Below are 16,585 nucleotides of genomic sequence, written 5' to 3'. Positions count from 1 at the left end.
TCAGGCCGCCCCGGTTTCCGGCTCCAGCATCATGTCGTCCGCGTCGATGATCTCCAGCGGCCGCAGCGCTTCACCAATCTGCTTCAGGCGCCGGTCCGACAACTGCTCCAGGTACGTGCGGATGTTGGGGAAGGCCTGCACCAGTTGGTGGAAGGCGTTGCGCTCCAGGTACGCCGCCGCCGTCTTGCGCGGCACCAGCACCGTGGCCGTGGCCCGCAGGCCCGTGAGCAGCGAAATCTCTCCCGCCACCTCGCCCTCGCGCAGCACGCCCAGCGTCACCACGCCGCCCGCCGGATCCTCCTTCTGCACCACCAGCTCTCCGGCCAGCACCAGGAAGAGGCCCGGCGAGTGCTCGCCCTCCACCAGCACCTTCTCGCCGGCCTGGAGGGGCCGGAAGGTGAAGCGCTGAAAGAGCGCGCCCCGCTCCGACTCCGGCAACTGCTGGAACAGGGGCGAGTTCGCCATCAGGTTGCGCATCATGCGCTGCTGCGCGAAGTCCGCGAGCAGCTGCGGCACCGCCGGGTGGCTCTTGGCCACCGCGTTGAGGTGCTCGCGGCGGATTTCAAAAACTTCCGAATCCGACACCGCCGTCACCGTGGCGGTGGGGGCCGCGCCCGTCAGCAGCGCCAGCTCTCCGAAGATGGAGCCGCCGCCCAGGAAGCCCAGGGTGCGGTCCTCGCCCTCCGCCCTGCGCGTCACCTCCGCCTTGCCAGCGACGAGCACGTACAGGTGGTCGTCCGGTTCACCCTCGCGGCTGATGACCTCCTCCGCCTTGATGGTGCGCCACACCATGCGCCCCACCAGGTCCAGGAACGCGTCGCGGTCCAGGTCCGCGAACAGCGGCAGCGGCGGACGGCCCTGCGGATCCGCGTTGCCGCCGGTGTCCGGCGCCGCCAGCACCTCGATGGCGCGGTTGGACAGCTCCTCGCCCAACAGGCCCATCAGGTCCGTGTCCACCTTGCCGTCATACAGGTGCTCCGGCGGCAGCGGCGGCGGCACCGCGGCGCGGCCCTTGGCGTGGCGCGCGGCGCGTGAGTGCACGCGGGCCAGCGTCTCCTTCAGGCGCCGCTCGTTGGGCGACAGCTCCAGGGCCAGCTTGCACGCGGCCATCGCGCTCAAGAGGTAGTCGCGGCGCAGCAGGCCCTCCGCGCACGCGTGGTACGCGGTGACGGCGCGCTCGCGCTCGCCCAGCTCCGCCAGACACCGGGATGCCAGCATGCGCGAGCGGTGGTCCGCGGGCACGCGGCGCACGGCCTCCGCGAAGGCGGCGAGGGCGCGCTCGAACTGGCGCTCCTCGAACAGATCCATGCCCAGCTCACGCAGCGACGACTCACTCATCCAGTGTCTCCAAGACAGACCGCGACAACGACCAGGAAAACCCACGGGGCCGCCCGCCCCCACCACGCGCGAAAAGCGGCCCCAACGGGGTGCTACGAACCGTCGGACTTCTGCAGCTCGCTCAGCGCCATCTCCGCCTTGCGCTTCACATCCGAGCCTTCCGAGGACGCCTCGATGACGATCTTGAACTGCTCCTTCGCCAGCGCGGGGTCGCGGTCGCGAGCGATGTACGCCGACAGGTACAGCTCTTCCACCTTCTTCTGCAGCTCGTCCAGCCCGGTGCGCGCGCGCGAGTCGCCGGGGTTGAGCCGCAGGGCCTCGCGGAAGCTGCGGCCCGCCACCGGGTACTCCTTGCGCTTGAAGGCGGACTGCCCCGCCGCCACCGACGCGGACGCCAGCTCGTTGTCGAGCGTGTCCCCCAGCGAGCCCGCGAAGCCGATCTGCCGGTACACCTCCGCCGCGCGGCGCAGGGGCTTCACGGAGGCCTCCAGCGCGTTGCTCTCGTACTTCTTCTGGCCTTCCTCGAAGGCGGCGCGGAACTGGGGGATGAGCTTCTTGAGGTTGCGGGCCCGGGCCTGCACGTCGGCCTCCGCCCGGTACTTGTCCATCACCCGGTCCACCTCCAGCGTCGCGCGCTGGAAGTCCCCGCCGTTGAACCGGCGCTCCACGTCCTCGAAGGCCTGCTCCACGTACTGCGCCCGGCGCTGCTTCGCGCCCTCCGCCGCCACGGCCTTCTGGACGCCCGCCTGCCGCACCGCCTGCGCCGCCTCCTTCGCGAGCGTCGCATCCAGCTCCGCCAGCCGCGTGTCGTACGGGGGCCGTGTGGCTTCGACGAGCAGCGGGATGAGCGTGCGGGCCTGCTCCGCGTCGCGCGCCGTCAGCGCCGTCTCCAACTGCCCCACGTGGTAGGCCTGCTCCTTCGTCTCCAGGTCCACCTTGAGCTCGTCGCGCTCCGTGTCCGTCCGGGCGGTGCCCTCGGGCAGGTCCTTCAGCCGGGCGCGCGCGTCGTCGTAGCGGTTCTCCGCGATGAGCCCGCGGACCTCCTTGAAGCCCTCCACGATGTCCTGCAGCCGCTGCGCGCCCTTGCCCACGCCGTCCGCGTCGATGCCCGCGTGCGCCTTCTCCGCCTCCGCGGCGAAGCGCACGGCGTCCGGGTATTCGCCGTCCCGCACCTTGTCGCGCGCCTTCTGCATCAGCTCCGTGGCGCGCTTCAGGCCCGGATCCACCGGCGGCGGCGGCGGGGGCCCCCCGCGCCCCGAGGTCGCCAGGCCCACCATCATCAGCACCACCACCAGGCCGGCGACGGCCGCGCCCACCTTCATCTTGAAGTCGAACTTGATGCCCTCGCGCGCCGAGTTGCGCACCGGACGCGGCCGGGGCACGCCCGCCTTGCGCGCCTTCTCGTCGCGCATCAGGTCCGCGATCTTGTAGTTCGCGTTCGTCTTCTCATCCAGACGGGGGTCCTTCTTCTCCTCTTCCTTCTTCTTCTCCGGCTCCGACTCGCCAGACTCCGCCTTGGCGCGCATCTCCTTGATGAGCTCGGTTTCGTCCACGAACCTCAGGCGCGTCTTGCCCACGGAGATCTCATCCCCGTGCTTGAGGATGCACTCGTCCACCTTCTGGTCGTTCACCTGGGTGCCGCTGATGCCACCCAGGTCGCGCATCACGACGCCGCTGGCGCCGTACACCAGCTCGATGTGGCGCCGGGACACCGTCTGGTCGCCCAGGGCGAAGTCGCAGTCCTTGCTGCGCCCCAGCACCATGCGCACGCCCTTGAAGCGCTTCTTGCGCCCCTTGTCGGGCCCGTCCAGCACCAGCACGAGCACCGGGGGACCGGCGCGCGTCGTCTCGGAGTTGTCCTCTTCCTCCTCCTCCGAGACCTCCTCCGGATCCGGACGCACGTCCGCGACGGACGCCACCCGCGTCTCGCCCGTGCGCGAGCGCTGCGGCTCCGCGTCCCCGTACAGCTCCGGGTCTCCCCCTTCCTCCGGACCGTCCTCGCCCGACAGGGGCGCGGACCAGTCCTCGTCCGGGACGGCCACCCGGCGGGAATCACCTCCGGAGGAGGATTTGGGACGGCGTTCCGCCGTCGAGCCACCGGAACGGCCGGTGCCCGAACGCGACGACGGTGATGGACGGCGAGGAGGCATGGATGGGTCCAGGTTGAAGCGGTCGCCATCTTAGAGCGCTGGCCCCACCGTGGGAATGCGCTCCCACCGTTCCTTTCAGGGAAGACCGGGCCCTCGCGGACCGTTGGCCCGCAACGCCGTCCCATCCCGATGTAGGTTTCCCCCATCCCCGCTCCCTCAAGAGACACGCCCATGCCCGCAGCCCCCGCCGCGTCCCCGAGGCGCGCCCGTCCCTCCCAGCTCGCCCCCCTGGCCGCACGGCAGCCGCTCCCCTCCCCGCTCCTCCCCCCGGGCCTCCTGGAGCGCCTGCTGGCTGAAGCCATGGGCCGGGGCGCCGACTTCGCGGAGGTGTACGTGGAGCGCTCGTCCACCACGGCGGTGGTCCTGGAGGAGTCGCGCATCAAGAGCGCCCAGGTGGGCCTGGTGCAGGGCGTGGGCGTGCGGGTCATCACCGGAGCCAAGGTGGGGTACGCGTATTCGGATGACTGGGACGAGGCCGCCCTGTTCCGTGCCGCGCGCACCGCCGCCATGATTTCCCAGGGCGGCGGCTCCGAGCGCTCCTTCCCCATCAAGCGCGTCGCGGTGCCCAGCCACTACCGGGTGGCGCATGCGCTGGAGGACGTGGCGGTGGCCCGGAAGACGGCGCTGCTTGGCCGCGCGGACAAGGCCGCCCGCGCCTTTGATTCGCGCATCCAGCAGGTCAACGCCTCCTATGTGGATCAGACGCGGCGCATCGCGGTGGCCAACACCGCCGGGCGCTACAGCGAGGACACGCAGGATCAGTCGCGCCTGAGCGTGCACGTGGTGGCGCTGGGCAAGGGCGGCGAGCGGCGCACCGGCATGTACGGCAGCGGCGGCCGGGTGTCCTTCACCTACTGGGACGGCGTGACGCCGGAGAGCGTGGCGGAGGAGGCCGCGCGGCAGGCCATCGCCACGCTGGGCGCGGTGGACTGCGTGGCGGGCCCGCAGACGGTGGTGCTGGCGCCGGGCTGGAGCGGCATCCTGCTGCACGAGGCGGTGGGCCACGGCCTGGAGGCGGACTTCATCCGCAAGGGCACCTCGCTGTTCGCCGGCAAACTGGGGGAGAAGGTGGCCTCCGACCTGGTGACGGTCATCGACGATGGCACCGTGTCCAACGCGCGAGGCTCCATCAACATCGACGACGAGGGCGTGCCGGGCGAGCGCAAGGTCCTCATCGAGAACGGCGTCCTCAAGGGCTACCTCTATGATCAGCTCAACGCGAAGCTGATGAACCAGCGCTCCACGGGCAGCGGCCGGCGCGACTCGTTCAAGAGCCTGCCCCTGCCGCGCATGACGAACACGTTCCTGGCACCCGGGGACCACGCGCCGCAGGACATCCTCCAGGAGGTGAAGCGCGGCCTGTACTGCGCCACCTTCGGAGGCGGACAGGTGGACATCAGCAACGGCAACTTCGTCTTCGAGGTCAGCGAGGCCTACCAGATTGAAGACGGAAAGCTGGGCCGCCCGGTGAAGAACGCCATCCTCATTGGCGTGGGGCCGGAGGCGCTGAAGAACATCAGCCGCGTGGGGAGCGACCCGATGCCGGACCCCGGCATGGGCATCTGCGTGAAGGACGGGCAGATGCTGCCCGTGGGGGTGGGCCTGCCCACCGTGCGCATCGACAACGTCACCGTGGGCGGCACGAAGGTCGGCTGAAGGCCGGACCTTTCAAGGGAACGACAACGTGAACTACGAACAACTCGCGAAGAAGATCGTCCAGCGCGCGGTGAAGCGCGGCGCCAAACAGGCCGAAGCGTATCTGGAGGTGGGCCGCCAGAGCAGCGTGCGCGTCCGCGAAGGCCAGATTGAAGACCTCACCGAAGCCACCAGCAAGGGCGTGGGCGTGCGCGTCTTCGTCAAGGACCGGCTGGGCTTCGCGTACACCTCCGACTTCACCCCCGGCGGGCTGGAGCGCGTGGTGGACCTGGCCGTGCAGTTGGCGGAGGCCGCCGCGCCCAGCAAGTTGAACGGCCTGCCGTCCGCGAAGGACCTGGGCAAGCGGGGCGACACCGGCCTGCTCTTCGACCCGAAGGTCGCGAACCTCCCCGGCGACTGGAAGATCAACGCTGCCCTGGAGGCGGAGCGCGCGGGCCGGGCCGAGGACGCGCGCGTGGCCACGTTCGACTCCGTGGCCGCGGGCGACTTCGTGTCGGAGGTGTACCTGGCCTCCAGCGAGGGCGCGACGGGCGGCTACTCCGGCACGTACGTGTACCTGGTCGCCGTGCCGGTGGCGGCCCAGGACGGGCAGCTCCAGACGGGCTTCTGGCTGGACTACAAGCGCTTCCTCGACGACCTGGAGTCGCCGGAGTCCATTGGCCGGCAGGCCGCGAAGCGCGCCGTGCGCATGCTGGGCGCGAAGTCCGTCAAGACGTGTCAGGTGCCGGTGGTGTTTGATCCGCTGGTGGCGGCGAACTTCGTGCAGAACATCGCCCAGGCCGCGGACGGCAACGCCGTGTACCAGCGCTCCAGCGTCCTGGCCGAGCACATGGGCAAGAGACTCGCGGGCAATCACATCACGCTGGTGGATGACGGCCTGCTGCCCCGGGGGTTGGCCACCGCGCCCTTCGACGGGGAAGGGGTCCCCACCCGGCGCACGCCCATCCTGGACAAGGGTGTGCTGTCGGGCTTCCTCTACGACGCCTTCACCGCGCGCAAGGCGAAGGCGCGCACCACGGGCAACGCGTCGCGTGGCTACAGCGCGCTGCCGGGCATCGGCACCACCAACCTCTACCTGGAGCCGGGCACGCAGTCGCCGGAGGACATCGTCCGCCAGGTGCCTCGGGGCCTGTACGTCACCGCACTGCTCGGCCACGGCGCGGATCCGGTGTCCGGCGACATGTCCTGCGGGGCCAACGGCCTTTGGATCGAGAACGGAGAGCTGACGCACCCGGTGCAGGAAGTCACCGTGGCGGGCAACCTCCTCCAGATGCTCAAGGACGTGGACGCGGTGGGCAACGACCTCCAGTTCCGCGGCGGCTCCGTCGGCGCGCCCACTGTCCGCTTCCGACAGCTCACCGTGTCCGGAGCGTAGTCCGCGCGGCTTCGTGGCCTACGCTGACGGCCCTCCACGCTCCAGCAAGGAGGGTCCGTCCGCATGGCCGCGAAGTCCGCCCGAAAGTCCGCCCCCGCGAAGTCGAAGTCGGCCACCCCGCGCAAACCCCGGCGCAAGAAGGCCGAACCGAAGTCGCGGGGCCTCACCGCCGCGGACGTCGCCAGCGAGGCCGTCGCCTTCCCGGATGAGCTCCTCCAGGCGGTGCGCCAGGACGGTGGAGAAGTGCTCGCCGTGTACCGCGACCCGCTGGGAGGACACCCCGTCGTCTTCGCCGTGCTGCCCATCGACAAGGTGGAGCCCACGCCCTACCAGCGCGACCTGTCCGAACCCCACGTGAAGCGGCTCGCCACCGCGATGGAGCGCCTGGACCGCTTCCTGGACCCCGTCATCGCCGTGCGCGTGCAGGGCCGCTACTGGACACCCAACGGCAACCACCGCCTGCACGCGAGCCGCATGCTGGGCGCGAAGTCCATCGTCGCGCTGCTGCTGCCGGAAGAGGACGTGGCCTATCAAATCCTCGCCCTCAACACGGAGAAGGCCCACAACCTGAAGGAGCGCTCGCTGGAGGTCATCCGCATGGCGCGGGGCCTGGTGGGCGCGGGCCGCCCGGGCAGGGAATCCGCCTTCGGGCACCTCTTCGAGGAGCCGTCCTTCCTCACCCTGGGCGCCGCCTACGAGAAGCGTCCCCGCTACTCCGCGGGCGCCTACCACCCCTTCGTCAAGCACGTGGAGGGCTTCCAGGAGCTGCCCCTGCCGGAGGCCCTGGCCCTGCGCGACGCCCGCGCGGACCGCCTCCTGGAATTGGACGACGCGGTGGTGGCCATCGTCGCGGCCCTCAAGGAGCGCGGCCTCCAGAGCCCCTACCTCAAGAACTTCGTCGTCGCCCGCATCAACTTCCTGCGCTTCCGCAAGGACGGCGCCCCTCCCACCTTCGACGCCACGGTGGACCGCATGCTGGCCAGCGCGAAGCGCTTCAACGTGGACAAGGTCCGCCGCGAGGACATCGGCCGCATGGGAGGGGGGCCCCTGGAACCGGACGAAGAGCAGGCGTGAGGGGAATGGGGATTGCAAGGCAGGCGTACAAGAGGCCTTGCACCCCATGACTGCTCCCACCGTCCTGGTCGTCGACGACGACCGCGCCAATCTCGATTCGGTCGCCCGCATCTTCCAGCGGGAGGGCTTCGCCACGCTCGCCGCCGCGCAGGGCACGGAGGCGCTGGAGCTGCTTCGCCGCCCCGAGGTCAGCGTCATGGTCACCGACCTGATGATGCCCGGCATGGACGGCCAGGAGCTGCTCAAGGCCAGCCGCACCATCCGCCCGGACGTGGAGGTCGTGCTGATGACAGCCTACGGCACCGTGGAGACGGCCGTGGCCGCCATGAAGGACGGCGCCTACGACTTCATCACCAAGCCCCTCAAGCGCCACGCCCTGGTGAAGGCCGTGCAGAAGGCGCTGGAGAAGCATGCGCTCGTCCAGGAGAACACCTCCCTCAAGGCCAGGCTCGCGGAGATCAACCCGTCCGGCGGTCGCGCCATGGTGGGCCAGTCCCCTGCCTTCCGCGCCATGCTGGACACCATCCGCCAGGCGGCGCCCTCCACCGCCACGGTGCTGCTGCTGGGCGAATCCGGCACCGGCAAGGAGCTGGCCGCCAGGGCCCTGCATGAGCACTCCGCCCGAGCGCGGCAGGCCTTCATCGCCGTCAACTGCGGCGCCATCCCGGAGAGCATCCTGGAGGCGGAGCTCTTCGGCGTGGAGCGGGGCGCGTACACCGGCGCGGTGGCTCGGCGCGAAGGCCGCTTCGAGCGCGCCCACGGCGGCACCCTCTTCCTGGACGAAGTGGGCGAGATGCCCCTGGCCGCGCAGGTGAAGCTCCTGCGAGTCCTCCAGGAGGGAGAGCTGGAGCGGCTGGGCGGCACGCAGACGGTGAAGGTGGACGTGCGGCTCGTGGCGGCCACGAACAAGGACCTGCAGAAGGAGGTGGCGGAGGGGAGATTCCGCGAGGACCTCTACTACCGCCTGCACGTCGTGGAGATCCGCGTGCCCGCGCTCGCCTCGCGCCGCGAGGACATCCCGCTCCTGGCGGACGCGTTCCTGCGCCGCTTCTCCGCGAAGAACGGCAAGGTGCTGCGCGGCTTCTCCCCGGACGCGCTGGGCGTGCTGGAGAACTACGCGTGGCCCGGCAACGTGCGCGAATTGGAGCACGCCGTGGAGCGCGCCGTGGTGCTCGCCAAGACGGACGTGCTGGAGGCCAGCGACCTGCCGGAGTCCGTGCGCAAGGGGCCCCTGGGCTCGGCCGGCCAGCTCGTCATCCCCATTGGCACCCCCATGGAGGAGATTGAACGCAGGGTCATCCACGAGACCCTGCGCCACACCAAGGGCGACAAGACGCTCGCCGCGCGGCTCTTGGGCATCGCCGCGCGCACCATCTACCGCAAGCTGGAACGCGAGCAGCTGGGCCCCGACGCCCCCCCCGTCGCCCCCTCCCCTCCCGGGACGCCGGACTGACAGGCCGTCACACCGGCCCCCGCCTGCTTTTGACAAATTGTCCGGACGCGTTGTCAGCCCCGCGTCCAGCGCCGGGGCCGCGTCCTATTCCGAAATAATTTCGCGTACTTGGCCGTAAGTCCTGGGTTTCCCACCCGCCCAGCGATGGCACCTGCCTTGCTCACGGTCCCACGTGGGGCTGGCTTTCTCCCGGAAGCGTGATGGAACTCTTCTTTCGTAAATACTTCTGGAGCGTGAACCTGCTGTTCATCCTGCTCGTCGCCCTGTTGGCGGCGCGCACGGTGAATCTGTTCGTCGAATCCTCCATCTCCCCCTCGCCCGCCTCCGAGGCGCCCGCGCGCGTCGCGCAGCGCACCCACGCCGCGGACAGCACGCTGGCGTCCATCGACGCGGAGCGCCTGTCGAAGCTCACCGGCGTCAAGCTGCCGGAGCCGGAGGTCGCGGTGAAGCCGCCGGACCAGACCCGTCCGGAGTTCGACGCCAACGCCCCCCCGGCCAAGAGCGGCCTGCGGGTGAAGCTCTTGGGCACGCTCGTCGCCGGCAACCCGGACTGGTCGTTCGCGTCCATCCAGGACATGACCACGCAGCGCTCGCAGACGTACATGATCGGCAACGACCTGATGGGCGCCACCGTCATGGAGATTGAACGCGAGCGCGTCATCATCAACAACGGCGGCCGCAAGGAGTTCATCGACGGGCAGCCCGGGGACGGCGCCGTCGCCGCCTACACCCCGCCCGTCACCGCGCCGACCGCCCCCGCGCCCAACGGCCTGGGCACCGGCATCAAGTCCACCGGGGAGAACGAGTACGAAGTCCCCAAGGCGGAAATCGACAAGACCTTGGCCAACCTCAACGACGTGGCCATGCAGGCGCGCATCGTGCCCGCCTTCAAGGATGGTCAGGCGGTGGGCTTCAAGCTGTTCTCCATCCGCCCGGACTCCATCTATTCGAAGATCGGCGTCCAGAACGGAGACGTCATCCGTCGCATCAACGGCTTCGACCTGAACAGCCCCGAGAAGGCGTTGGAGGTCTATTCGAAGATGAAGGACTCCTCTCGCATCGAGATCGAGATCGAGCGCAACGGAGCGCCGATCCGCAAATCCTACAACGTCCGTTAAACACCCCGTCAGCGCCCGCTCCTCCATGAAGACGCTCCCGTCCTGGATGCTCTGTTTGTGCCTCGCGCTCTCCGTGCCCGCGTGGGCCCAGCGCCGTCCGTCGCAGCCCGGTACGCCCCCCGCGGCGCCTGACCGCGACCGCGACCGCACCATCACCCCGCAGGGGACCACCCCGCCGGCCCGCTCCACGGGCACGGCCACCGCCGCCCCGGAGGAGAACCAGGGGCCGCGCCAGACGCCTTCGTGCGAGGAGGCCCGGCGCCGCGCGCGCTACGGCATCTACTTCGACAAGGTGGACATCGAGAAGCTCGTCCAGACCGTGTCGGACGCCACCTGCCGCACGTTCATCCTCCCGGAGAACGTGCGCGGGAAGATCTCCATCATCGGGCCGGAGAACGGCCGCGTGGAGGTGGACTCGGAATCGTTCTACTCCGCGTTCCTGGCCGCGCTCGACGCCAACGGGCTCGCCGTCTACCCGTACGGCCGCTTCCTGAAGATTGTCGACAAGCGGTCCGCGAAGCAGAACCCCATCCCGACGATCGTGGACGAGTCGACGCCGTACACCACGAACGAGCAGATGATCACCAAGCTGTTCAAGATCAAGTACGTGGAAGTGGAGCCCCTGCGCGGCGTGCTCCAGCAGCTGGTGTCCAAGGACGGCGACACCATCCCGTACCCGCCGGACACCATCATCGTCAACGACGTGGGCTCCAACATCCACCGCCTGGAGCGCCTCATCAACCAGCTGGACAGCCGCTCCTCCAGCGATGAGATGCGCATCATCCAGGTGCAGTACGCCACCGCCCAGGACGTCGCGAACACCGTGCAGAAGCTCTTCGAAGCCAAGAGCGGCGCGCGCCCCGGCCAGCGCCCCGGCAGCTTCCCGCAGGGCGTCCCCGGCCAGCCTCCTGGCGCCGAGGGCGGCGTCGCCCCAGGCACCGACACGGGCGGCGCGGTGACGCTGTCGCAGATCATCCCGGATGAGCGCACCAACAAGCTCATCATCGTGGCCAGCCCCGCGGCCTTCAGCCGCATCCAGGACATCGTCAAGGAAGTGGACGTCCCGTCGGAGACGGGCAACAAGATCCAGGTCTACCCGCTGGAGAACGCCAACTCGGAAGAGCTGGCCAGCACCCTCCAGTCGCTGGCGCAGGGCACCGCCAACCGCCCGCAGCGCGGCCCCGTGGTGCAGCAGCCCCAGGGCATCCCGCGCGCGACCACCACCCAGGCCGCGGAGCTGTTCAGCGGCGAGGTGAAGATCTCCGCGGACAAGGGCACGAACTCGCTCGTCATCGTCGCCAGCCCGTCCGACTACAAGAACATCGTCAAGATCATCCAGCAGTTGGATCAGCCGCGCCGCCAGGTGTTCGTGGAGGCGGTCATCATGGAAGTGAACCTGGACCGCAACAGTGAGTTCGGCATCAACTTCCACCAGGGCTTCAGCCTGAAGACGGACGACGGCGCCATCCCCGGCATCTTCGGCACCAACTACGCCGGCGGCGGCGTGCCCCCGTCCTTCTCGCTGGCGAACCTGGCCAGCATGGGCGGATTCCTCGCCGGCATCCAGGGCCCCGTCCTGCCGGAGCTCAAGAACCTGGGCATCGACATCCCGGCCTTCGGCGTGGTGCTCAACGCCATGCAGCAGTCCTCCGACGTGAACGTGCTGTCCACGCCGCACCTGCTCACCAGCGACAACGAGGAGGCGGAGATCACGGTGGGCCAGAACGTGCCCTTCCAGTCCGGCTTCTCCCCGTCCAGCCTGGGCGGCGCGGTCGCGGGCGGCGGCACCAACGGCGGCATCACCCCGTCCCTGCTGGGCTCGCTGGGCGGCCTGGGGTCGCTGTACGCGCCCATCACCCGTCAGAACGTGGAGCTGAAGCTCACCGTGAAGCCGCAGATCAACGAGAGCGACTTCATCCGCCTGGTCATCACGGAGCAGACAGAGGAGATCGCCTCGTCGGACCCGGTGCTCGGCCCCACCACGTCGAAGCGCAGCGCGAAGACGACGGTCATCGCCAAGGACATGGAGACGGTCGTCATCGGCGGCATCATGCAGGACCGCACCCTGGAGTCCGTCTCCAAGGTGCCGGTGCTGGGTGACATCCCGCTCCTGGGCCACCTGTTCCGCGACACCACGCGCCGCAAGACGAAGACGAACCTGCTGCTGTTCCTCACGCCCTACATCATCCGCGGCCAGGACGACTTCCGGCGCATCTTCGAGCGCAAGATGAAGGAGCGTCAGCAGTTCGTGGAGCAGTTCTACGGCCAGGTGCCCGGCTACGACGTGGCAGTGGACTTCAGCCGCAAGCCCGGCCCGCTGTCGCGCATGAACCAGTCCGTCATCAAGGAGGAGCAGCGCGTGGAGAACGGTGGGCCCGGCACCACCAACGAGCGCGTCATCCGCCCGGCGGGCAGCCCCGCCCCCGGCGCCCCGGCGCCCGCCCGTCCTGGAAGCCAGCCGGGCACGGAAGCGCCTGCTTCGCCGAACGGTGCCGCGCCCTCCTCCGAGGGCGAGCAGGCTCCGCGAAATTTCGAAGCGCCTCAGGAAGGTTCAGAGAGATCAGTGCCCGCTGAACCGGCACCGCAACCCGAGGTGATCGCGCCCGCTCCGGACGCCGACGCCGACCGGTTGCGCATCCAGCCGGGAAATGGGGAGTAACCTTCATGAACCTGACCGCCGACCCCACGACCCTCCAAGCCGCTGACGCGTCCACCGACGTGGTGGGCGGCCGCAACGACTCCACCCAGGTCGTCGCCCACGGGCAGGCGTATCTGTGTGGCCGGCCGCTCGGGGAGATCCTCCGCGCGCTCGTCCCCGCCCTCACCCCGGAGAAGATCCAGGAGGCGCTCGCCGCGCAGCAGGAGAAGGGCGGCCGGCTGGGCGAACTCCTGGTGGGCATGAAGGCGGTCACCGAAGAGGACGTGGCGCGCGCGCTCGGCCACCAGTTGGACCTGCCCTACCTCCAGCGCATCTTCGTGGAGGAGGTGGACGCGGCCCTCGTCAAGCGCATCCCCATCAACTTCGCCCGCCAGACGCAGCTCTTGCCCCTGTCCCTGGAGGGTGACGAGGTCATCCTCGCGGTGGCGGATCCGCTGGACACCACCGCGTTGGACCACGCGCGGTTGCTGCTGGGCCAGAGCATCCAGCCCCGCATCGCGCTCGCCTCCACCATCGTGGACGCCATCAACAGCGTGTACGACCGCTCGGTCAACGAGACCGAGGACCTCGTGGACGAGATGGAGACCACCGAGGACCTGGACTCCCTGGCGCACGAGCTGGAGGAGCCCAAGGACCTGCTGGACGCGGACGACGAGGCCCCGGTCATCCGGCTCGTGAACTCCGTGCTCTTCCGCGCCGCCAAGGAGCGCGCGAGCGACATCCACATCGAGCCCATGGAGCGCGAGCTGCTGGTGCGCTTCCGCATCGACGGCGTGCTCCAGGAAGTCATCAAGCCGCCCAAGCGCTACCAGAACTCCATCATCGCGCGCGTGAAGGTGATGGGGCAGCTGAACATCGCGGAGAAGCGCCTGCCGCAGGACGGCCGCATCCGCATCAAGCTGGCCGGTCGCGACATCGACATCCGTCTGTCCACCACGCCCACGTCCTTCGGCGAGCGCATCGTCATGCGTCTGCTGGACAAGACGGCGACACTGCTGGACCTGGCCGAAATCGGCATGAGCCAGCAGGTGCTCTCGGCGATGCAGTCCGTCATCAAGCGCTCGCACGGCATCGTGCTGGTGACGGGCCCCACGGGCTCCGGCAAGACGACGACGCTCTACGGCGCGCTCTCCAAGATCAACACGTCCGACCTCAACATCCTCACCGTCGAGGACCCGGTCGAATACCAGCTCAAGGGCATTGGCCAGATGGCCATCGCCCCGAAGATCGGCCTGACGTTCGCGCAAGGGTTGCGCTCCTTCCTGCGCCAGGACCCGGACGTCATCATGGTCGGTGAAATTCGCGACAAGGAGACGGCGGAGATCGCCATCCAGGCCTCGCTCACGGGCCACCTGGTGCTCTCCACCGTCCACACCAACGACGCGGCCGGCGCCGTCACCCGTCTGGTGGACATGGGCGTGCAGCCCTTCCTCGTGGCGTCGTCGCTCACCGGCATCCTCGCCCAGCGCCTCGTGCGCCGGGTGTGCCCGGACTGCCGTGCGCCCTACACGCCCACGGACGCGGACCTGCAGGAGCTGGGCTTCACGTTCAAGAGCTTCAAGGAGCGCTTCAACACCGAGCGCATCTACAAGGCGGTGGGCTGCCCGTCGTGCAACCGCAACGGCTACCGCGGCCGCTCCGGCATCTACGAATTCCTCTTCGTGGACGACGACGTGCGCCAACTGGTGCTCAAGAACGTGGACGCTTCCACCATCAAGAAGTCCGCGATCTCCAAGGGCATGATCACGCTCCTGGATGACGGCGTCCGGAAGATCGCCCTGGGCGAGACGACCATCGCCGAAGTCCTGAGCATCACGCAGGAGGACATCTAGTCCGCCATGCCCGTCTTCGAATACAGAGGCCTCGACTCCCGCGGCAAGCAGAAGAAGGGCTTGCTCGAAGCGGACTCCCCCAAGACGCTGCGCTCCAAGCTGCGCGCGGACGGCATCTTCCTGACCGACGTGCTCGGGCAGGCGGAAGGCAGCCGCGCGGGCGTGTCCAAGGGCGCCAACGCGTCGCTCGTGGCGCGCGACGTGGACCTGCGCAAGCTGGCTGGCGGCCGCGTCAGCACGGAGGACGTCGCCATCCTCACCCGCCAGCTCGCGACCCTGCTGGGCGCGGGCGTCACCATCGTGGATTCACTCAACGCGCTGGTGGACCAGGCGGAGAAGGAGCGCTTGAAGCGCGCCCTCTCCGACATCAAGCAGCGCGTGAACGAAGGCTCGTCCCTGGCGGACGCGTTCGGCCAGCACCCCAAAATCTTCCCCAACATCTACATCAACATGGTGCGCGCGGGTGAGGCCTCCGGCGCGCTGGACACGGTGCTGCTGCGTCTGGCGGACTTCACGGAGAACCAGGCCAAGCTCCAGCAGAAGATCATCGGCACCATGCTCTACCCCGCCATCATGCTGCTGGTGGGCGGCGGCATCCTGGTGCTGCTGATGGTGTTCGTCGTGCCGAAGGTGACGAAGATCTTCGAGACGATGAAGGCCACCCTGCCCCTGAACACGCGCATCCTCATTGGCGCGTCCAACTTCATGCAGGCGTGGTGGTTCCTGGTGATTCCGTCCATGGTGGCGGGCTTCATCTTCTTCATGCGCTGGACGAAGAGCCCCAAGGGCAAGCCCAAGTGGGACCGCTTCACGCTCAAGGCCCCCATCTTCGGCAGCCTGGTGCGCCTCCTGGCCATCTCCCGCTTCGCGCGCACGCTGTCCACGCTGCTCAAGAGCGGCGTGCCCATGCTGGCCGCGCTGGACATCGTCAAGGCGGTGATGACGAACTCGGTGCTGGCGGACGCGGTGGAGGACGCCCGCGAGTCCATCCGCGAGGGCGAAAGCATCGCCACGCCCCTCAAGCGGTCCGGCCAGTTTCCGCCGCTCGTGTACCACATGGTCGCCATCGGTGAGAAATCAGGCCAGTTGGAGGACATGCTCCTCTCCGTGGCGGATTCCTATGAGACGCAGGTGAACGTGCGCATCGGTGCGCTCACCAGCCTCCTGGAGCCCCTGCTCATCGTGGTGATGGGCGTGATGATTGCATTCGTAGCGCTCTCCATCCTGATGCCGATTCTGCAGGTGAACACGGCCATCCATTAGGAGGCGGAGCCCGAGCCCATGATGAACGACACGCTCGACCGGTGGATCCAACGCGTGACGCTGGTGGGGCTGATTGCCCTGGCCGCCACGCTGGCGACGGTGGGAGCCTCGCTGTACGCCCGCCGGGACCCTCCCACGGCCTCCGGACACCACGGCCCTCCCTGAAGCGCCCCTGACATCCCGACACACCCCAGGCCGGGTGGCCTGCCAGAAAGTCAGTCACCCGAAGGTGAGTGAAGACATGACGACGACGAACGCGAAGAAGCAGCAGCGCCGCAACCGCGGCATGACCCTCATCGAGATCATGGTGGTCATCACCATCCTCGGGCTCATCGCGGCGGCGGTGGGCGTGGCCGTCATCCCGAAGCTGGAAGAGGCCAAGCAGGACACCGCCCGCCTGGACATCCGCAACATCCAGAGCGCGATGAAGCTGTACTACACGAAGAAGGGCAACTACCCGGACACCGCCACGGGTCTCAAGGCGCTGGTGGACACCCAGAACCTGGAGCGCATGCCCACGGACCCCTGGGGCAAGGAGTACGTGTACATGAACGAGGGCGGCAAGCCGGTCATCACCAGCTACGGCTCCGACGGCAACCCGGGCGGCGAGGGCTCCGACGCCGACATCTCCTCCAAGGACACGACGGCCCGGCAGTAACCCGTCGAT

General features: G+C 68.9%; 12 protein-coding genes. 10 read left to right on the top strand and 2 right to left on the bottom strand.

Features of this window, described 5'->3' with window-relative positions; all coding sequences use genetic code 11:
• Positions 1-1,338, bottom strand: a complete 1,338-nt coding sequence (locus tag OV208_RS28205; protein ID WP_120544289.1) for a cyclic nucleotide-binding domain-containing protein — start codon at positions 1,336-1,338, stop codon at positions 1-3.
• Positions 1,339-1,430: 92 nt separating this feature from the next.
• Positions 1,431-3,380, bottom strand: a complete 1,950-nt coding sequence (locus tag OV208_RS28200) for an FHA domain-containing protein (RefSeq protein ID WP_267577013.1) — start codon at positions 3,378-3,380, stop codon at positions 1,431-1,433.
• A gap of 279 nt (positions 3,381-3,659) precedes the next feature.
• Between OV208_RS28200 and OV208_RS28195 the strand changes: the two genes are divergently transcribed.
• The 10 genes from OV208_RS28195 to gspG all read left to right on the top strand — a co-directional run bounded on the left by OV208_RS28195 (position 3,660) and on the right by gspG (position 16,576).
• Positions 3,660-5,144 carry a TldD/PmbA family protein gene (locus tag OV208_RS28195; RefSeq protein WP_267577012.1) on the top strand — a complete coding sequence of 495 codons (1,485 nt, stop codon included), beginning with the start codon at positions 3,660-3,662 and terminating at the stop codon, positions 5,142-5,144.
• A 28-nt stretch (positions 5,145-5,172) separates the two neighbouring features.
• The gene (locus tag OV208_RS28190) at positions 5,173-6,519 is read left to right on the top strand and encodes a TldD/PmbA family protein (protein WP_267577011.1); all 1,347 of its coding nucleotides are present in this window, start codon (positions 5,173-5,175) and stop codon (positions 6,517-6,519) included.
• Between the two features lie 63 nt (positions 6,520-6,582).
• The gene (locus tag OV208_RS28185) at positions 6,583-7,593 is read left to right on the top strand and encodes a ParB/RepB/Spo0J family partition protein (protein ID WP_267577010.1); all 1,011 of its coding nucleotides are present in this window, start codon (positions 6,583-6,585) and stop codon (positions 7,591-7,593) included.
• 46 nt (positions 7,594-7,639) lie between these two features.
• Entirely contained in the window at positions 7,640-9,046 is a 1,407-nt protein-coding gene (locus OV208_RS28180; protein ID WP_267577009.1) for a sigma-54-dependent transcriptional regulator, read from the top strand.
• 200 nt (positions 9,047-9,246) lie between these two features.
• Entirely contained in the window at positions 9,247-10,164 is a 918-nt protein-coding gene (gene gspC / locus OV208_RS28175) for a type II secretion system protein GspC (protein ID WP_267577008.1), read from the top strand.
• Positions 10,165-10,189: 25 nt separating this feature from the next.
• Complete coding sequence (gspD, locus tag OV208_RS28170) at positions 10,190-12,823, top strand: type II secretion system secretin GspD (RefSeq protein WP_267577007.1); 2,634 nt, start codon at positions 10,190-10,192, stop codon at positions 12,821-12,823.
• Between the two features lie 5 nt (positions 12,824-12,828).
• Complete coding sequence (gene gspE / locus OV208_RS28165; protein WP_267577006.1) at positions 12,829-14,655, top strand: type II secretion system ATPase GspE; 1,827 nt, start codon at positions 12,829-12,831, stop codon at positions 14,653-14,655.
• 6 nt (positions 14,656-14,661) lie between these two features.
• On the top strand, positions 14,662-15,918 hold the full coding sequence (gene gspF / locus OV208_RS28160) for a type II secretion system inner membrane protein GspF (protein ID WP_267577005.1): 1,257 nt from the start codon (positions 14,662-14,664) through the stop codon (positions 15,916-15,918).
• An 18-nt stretch (positions 15,919-15,936) separates the two neighbouring features.
• Complete coding sequence (locus OV208_RS28155) at positions 15,937-16,083, top strand: hypothetical protein (RefSeq protein WP_267577004.1); 147 nt, start codon at positions 15,937-15,939, stop codon at positions 16,081-16,083.
• Positions 16,084-16,159: 76 nt separating this feature from the next.
• Positions 16,160-16,576, top strand: a complete 417-nt coding sequence (gene gspG, locus OV208_RS28150; protein ID WP_267577003.1) for a type II secretion system major pseudopilin GspG — start codon at positions 16,160-16,162, stop codon at positions 16,574-16,576.
• Positions 16,577-16,585 lie beyond the last annotated feature (9 nt).

The organism is Corallococcus sp. bb12-1, assembly GCF_026626765.1.
Classification (GTDB): Bacteria; Myxococcota; Myxococcia; order Myxococcales; family Myxococcaceae; genus Corallococcus; species Corallococcus terminator.
This window is presented reverse-complemented; position numbering and strand designations above follow the sequence as displayed.